Below are 5,007 nucleotides of genomic sequence, written 5' to 3'. Positions count from 1 at the left end.
GGGGGGGTTTGCGCGGAGGGCCCGGGTCAGATCAGGCCTTGGACCAGGATGACCAGGATCAGCACCGGCAGCACGAACTGGAAGTAGAGCTTCAGGCCCCGGGGCATTTTCAGCCCCTCACCGGTGTTGGCCTCGGCCAGGTACTTGTCGAAGCCCCAGCCCCACTTGGTGACGCAGAACAGCAGGTACACCAGGGATCCCAGGGGCAGCAGCAGGTTGCTGACCAGGAAATCCTCGATGTCCAGCACCTGGCCCACGCTGCCGTTGGGCAGGGTGGCCTGGAAATACCACAGGTTGTAGCCCAGCACGCAGGGCAGGCTGGCGATCAGGACGAAGATGCCGTTGGCCAGCACCGCCTTCTTCCGGCTCCAGCCGAAGTTGTCGATGCAGCTGGCCAGCAGGTTTTCAAACACGGCGATCACCGTGGAGAAGCTGGCGAAGGTCATGAACAGGAAGAACAGCGTCCCCCAGATCCGCCCGCCCACCATGTCCCCGAACACCTTGGGCAGCGTCACGAAGATCAGGGAGGGGCCGGCATCGGGCTGCACGCCGAAGCTGAAGCAGGCGGGGAAGATGATGAGGCCGGACATGACGGCCACGAAGGTGTCCAGGCAGCAGATGCGCACGGCCTCGCCGGTGAGGGTGTGCTGCCGGCTCATGTAGCTTCCGAAAATCTCCATGGCGGCGATGCCCAGGCTCAGGGTGAAGAAGGCCTGGTTCATGGCGGCGGTGACCACCTTGCCCAGGCCCACGTCGGCGGCCCGCTGGAAGTCCGGCAGCAGATAGAACTTCACGCCCTCCGCCGCGCCGGGCAGCACCAGGCTGTGGGCCGCCAGCACCACGATCAGGCCCAGCAGGCCCATCATCATCCACTTGGTGATGCGCTCCAGCCCGTTTTGCAGGCCGAAGCTGCACACCAGAAAGCCCACCAGCACCGTGACGGCCATCCAGAGGCCCATCTCGCCGGGGTTTGCCAGCATGGCGTTGAACACGCCGTCCACGGCCTCCCCCTCCAGGCCGGAGAAGGTGCCGGCGGCAAACTTGAAGAAGTAGCCCAGCATCCAGCCGGAGACGGTGGTGTAGAACATCATCAAAAGGTAGCAGCCCAGCACGCAGAACCAGCCGTGGATGTGCCACTTGCTGCCCGGGGCCTCCAGGGCCCGGTAGCCCAGCACGGCGCTCTTCCGGCTGGCCCGGCCCACCGCCAGCTCCATGGTCAGCACCGGCACGCCCATGATGATGAGGAACAGCAGGTAGAGCAGCACGAACACGCCGCCGCCGTTTTCGCCGGTGACGTAGGGGAATTTCCAGACATTGCCGATGCCGATGGCGCAGCCCGCGCTCACCAGCAGGAATCCCAGCCGGGATTGAAATTTTTCTCGTTTCATGAATCCGACTCCTTCTCGTTTCTCCAGGCCCGGCGGTGCGGAAAATTTGCGGGAGGGCACGCCCTCTCCGCCGGACTGTTTTCCATGGTACAGAAGACAACCTGGAATGTCAACCGCTGCCAGCCGGTTTCCAACCTGAATCCGCCATAATACCATAAGAAAAAGTGATACTGTGTCGAAACCGCGGTTTTTGCCGCCGCGATTGACAAGGCGGCGCCGCCCGATTAGAATAGTAGAAATATCATTTGCCGGGAGACGGCGAAAATTCGGAAAAGGACGGAGCGCGGCATGAAGGAGATCGCAGAGGTGTCCCGGCAGGTGCTGGAGGAGACGGAGAAAATCATCGTGGGCAAGCGGGAGAAAATCCGGCTGATCATCATGGCGGTGCTGGCCAATGGCCACGTGCTGCTGGACGATCTGCCGGGAGTGGGAAAGACCACCCTGCTGAAAACCCTGTCCATTGCCCTGGGGTGCCAGTCCAAGCGGGTGCAGTTCGTGCCGGACCTGCTGCCCTCGGACATCTGCGGCATGAAGATCTACAACCAGAAGACCGGCGACTTCCAATTGATGCCGGGGCCGGTGATGACGAACCTGCTGCTGGCGGACGAGATCAACCGGGCCATCCCCCGGACCCAGTCCGCCCTGCTGGAGGCCATGGAGGAGCGGCAGGTCACCATCGACGGCGAGTCCGCCGCCCTGCCCAGCCCCTTCCTGGTGCTGGCCACCCAGAACCCGGTGGAGTCGGAGAGCACCTTCCGCCTGCCGGCGGCCCAGATGGACCGCTTTTTGGTGCGCCTCAGTCTGGGCTATCCCCAGGCGGAGGAGGAGACGCGGATGCTGCGCAACCTGGGAGACCAGATTCCTCTGGACACGGTGCAAACCGTCACCAGCGCCGGGGAGCTGACGGCGCTCCAGGGTCAGGCCGCCGCCGTCCGGGTGTCCGACGCGGTGGCGGATTACATCGTGGCCCTGGCGGGGGCCACCCGGACCCACGCCGCCCTGGCCATGGGGGCCAGCCCCCGGGGGTCCCGGGGACTGTACCGGGCGGCCAAGGTGTGGGCCGCCATGGAGGGGCGGGACTATGTGACGCCGGACGACGTGCAGTATCTGGCGGTGCCGGTGCTCTCCCACCGGCTGCTGCTGACCGGGGAGGCCCGCTTCTCCGGCAAGACGGAGGAGGGCGTGGTGAAGGAGGTCCTCTCCGCCGTGGAGGTGCCGCCCCGCACCGAGGAGATGTTCCGTGGACGATAAACTGTTTCTGGGGGCCCGGTCCAGCCTGTTTGTCAGCGGCGGTGCCCTGGGGACGTTTGCGGTTTTGGCGGTGCTGGGGGCCGTGTTCCATGTGAGGGCCCTGTGCGCCGCGGCGGCGTTTCTCTTCGTGCTGTGCCTGGTGTCCCGGCTGTGGGGGGAGAGCGCCCTGCGGGACGTGTCGGTGCACTGTGAGAGCGCCCCCGCCGCCCTGTTCCCTCCGGGAGAGGTGACGCTGCATCTGCGGATCAAAAACGACAAGCTGCTGCCCGTGATCTGGCTGGAGGTGGTGCAGCTGCTGGAGGAGGACGCCCCCCTGATCCCGGCGGAGGCCTCGGAGATCTGCCGGGTCCGGGGGGTGCAGGCCCAGTTGGAGGGCGCGGCGGGGGAGGAGGCCGCCTTCCTCTATAAGAAGTTCACCTTCCTGATGGGCGGGGAGGAGCTCACCTGGGAGAGCCGGTGGAACGCCCGGCGGCGGGGCATCTTCCACCCGGGGCGACTGCAATTGCGGGCGGGGGACGGCTTCGGCCTGTCCCAGAGGGAGCAGCTGGTGGGCGGCGCGGGGGACCCCTTCGTTGCGGTGTACCCGGCGGTGCAGCCGGTGTCCGTGGACCTGTTTTTGAAGGACATGTGGGAGGCCACCAGCGGCGCCAGCGGCTATCTGGAGGACCCCACCATCATCAAGAGCACCCGGGACTACGCCCGGACGGACGCCTTCAAGCGCATCAACTGGCGCATGACCGCCCGGAGCCAGCGGACCGTGGTGAATACCTACGAGACGATTCTGCCTAAGTCCGCCCACTTCATCGTGGACGGGGAGAGCTTCAACGGCCCCCGGGAGACGGGGGAGGCCTTCGAGGACATGCTCAGCATCCTCACCTCCCTGATCCTGCGGCTGGAGGAGGCGGGCATCCAGTGCGGCGTGTCCCTGCCCCGGAGCCGGGAGGACGCCCCCCGGGAGCTGCTGGGGGCGGAGCGGACGCCCCTGGAGGAGATTTTGACGGCCTTTGCCGGCTACCGCCTGCGGGAGCTGGTGGGGACGGAGGAGGATCCCCGGAAGCTCTATGTCCGGCCGGCGGAATTCCGGGACAGCCAGATTCTCTCCCTGCGGAACGTGGGGCGCTTTTACTACGTGTGCAGCGCCCTGGACCGGGTGGAAAAGGGGGGGCTGGTGTCCCGTCTGGACCCGGCCCGGACGGTGCTGCTGCCCTACACGGCGCCGTCCTCCCTCCGAGAGTCGGCCCTACAGGCCTTTTCCGTGGTGGGGCTGAACACGCTGAAAAGGGGGGCGGCACATGCATCGTGAGACGGTTTTCCCGGGGATGGTGTCGGTTGCCCGGACGGTGGTGTGCTGGAGCAGCGCCTTCTGGCTCTTCACCCAGGCGGAGTACGGCCAGCCCTACGGCATCGCCTTGGCGCCCTTTTTGCTCTTCGGCCTGGGCAGCTACCTGCTGCTGGGGTGGTTTCTGCGGCGGCCCCGGCCCCTTCCCGCGGTGACGTCCCTGGGGGCGGCGCTGGCGGCGGCGGGGTGCGTGGGGCTGCTGTGGCGCTGCTCCACCCTGCCGGGACTCACGGCCAACGCCTTCGGCGTGCTGGCCGTCGTCACGGTGGTGTACGGCGGGGCCCGGGCCTGCATGGACCCGCCGGCGGCGGCCCGGAGCATCTCCGCCATGGAGGGCACCACCTGCTTTTTCGTGGTGTTCCTCTGGATTCAGACCGTCACCGGCATGGACGCCGGGTACAGCATGCCGCTGCTGGCCATGTCTCTGCTGAGTTTGGCGGTGGTGCTCTACCAGCGGCTGTTCTCCGTGGGCGGCGGCTCCGGCAGGAGCCGGGGCCGGGGGCTGCTGGTGGTGGGCGCGGTGCTGGCGGCCATCGCCGGGGTGCTGTGGCTGTTTTTGACCTTCGGCGCCGGACCGCTGGGAAGGGGGGCGGTGACGGTCTTTTACGGCGTCCTCTACTGCCTGAAGATGCTGGGGCACCTGCTGGGCCGCTTCCTCCAGTGGCTGGCAGCGCTGTTCCCCGCGGAGGGCGGGCCGATGGAGGTCGCGCCCCTGCCGGAGATGCCGATTGCCGAGGACCTTGCCGGAGATGTGGAGGTGGACCCCCGGCTGCTGCTGGCGGTGGGCGTTCTGGCCCTCCTGGCCCTGGCGGCGGGGGTGGTGTACCTGCTGTACCGGCTGCGGCGGGTCCGCCTGGGCGGCGTGGGCGCCCGCCCGGACACGGGCAGGGTTCGGCGCCAGCGCCTGGGGCTGCTGGACTGGCTTCGCCGGGTGCTGGCCGCCGCCGGTGCCCGGTGGCGGCTGCTGGCGACGGTGGTGACCCTGCGGGGCAGCCCCCAGGAGCTGTATCTCTTTTTGAACCGGGCGGG

At 67.4% G+C, this 5,007-nt stretch carries 4 protein-coding genes; 3 read left to right on the top strand and 1 reads right to left on the bottom strand.

Going from position 1 to position 5,007, the window contains the following annotated elements; genetic code table 11:
- Positions 1–26: 26 nt before the first annotated feature.
- Positions 27–1,388 (bottom strand): sodium-dependent transporter, encoded by a 1,362-nt coding sequence (locus tag QZS21_RS11435; protein ID WP_295583504.1) that lies wholly within the window; start codon positions 1,386–1,388, stop codon positions 27–29.
- A 288-nt stretch (positions 1,389–1,676) separates the two neighbouring features.
- On the opposite strand from QZS21_RS11435, the gene QZS21_RS11430 reads away from it, so the two are divergent.
- The 3 genes from QZS21_RS11430 to QZS21_RS11420 form a co-directional block, all read left to right on the top strand.
- On the top strand, positions 1,677–2,639 hold the full coding sequence (locus QZS21_RS11430; RefSeq protein WP_295583501.1) for a MoxR family ATPase: 963 nt from the start codon (positions 1,677–1,679) through the stop codon (positions 2,637–2,639).
- Entirely contained in the window at positions 2,629–3,942 is a 1,314-nt protein-coding gene (locus QZS21_RS11425) for a DUF58 domain-containing protein (RefSeq protein WP_295583498.1), read from the top strand. The genes QZS21_RS11430 and QZS21_RS11425 overlap by 11 nt, the downstream gene beginning before the upstream one ends.
- A partial coding sequence (locus tag QZS21_RS11420; protein ID WP_295583496.1) for a hypothetical protein occupies positions 3,932–5,007 on the top strand: 1,076 nt, incomplete at its 3' end. The genes QZS21_RS11425 and QZS21_RS11420, both read left to right, overlap by 11 nt.

Source organism: uncultured Oscillibacter sp. (genome assembly GCF_900544955.1).
Lineage (GTDB): Bacteria > Bacillota > Clostridia > Oscillospirales > Oscillospiraceae > Oscillibacter.
This window is presented reverse-complemented; position numbering and strand designations above follow the sequence as displayed.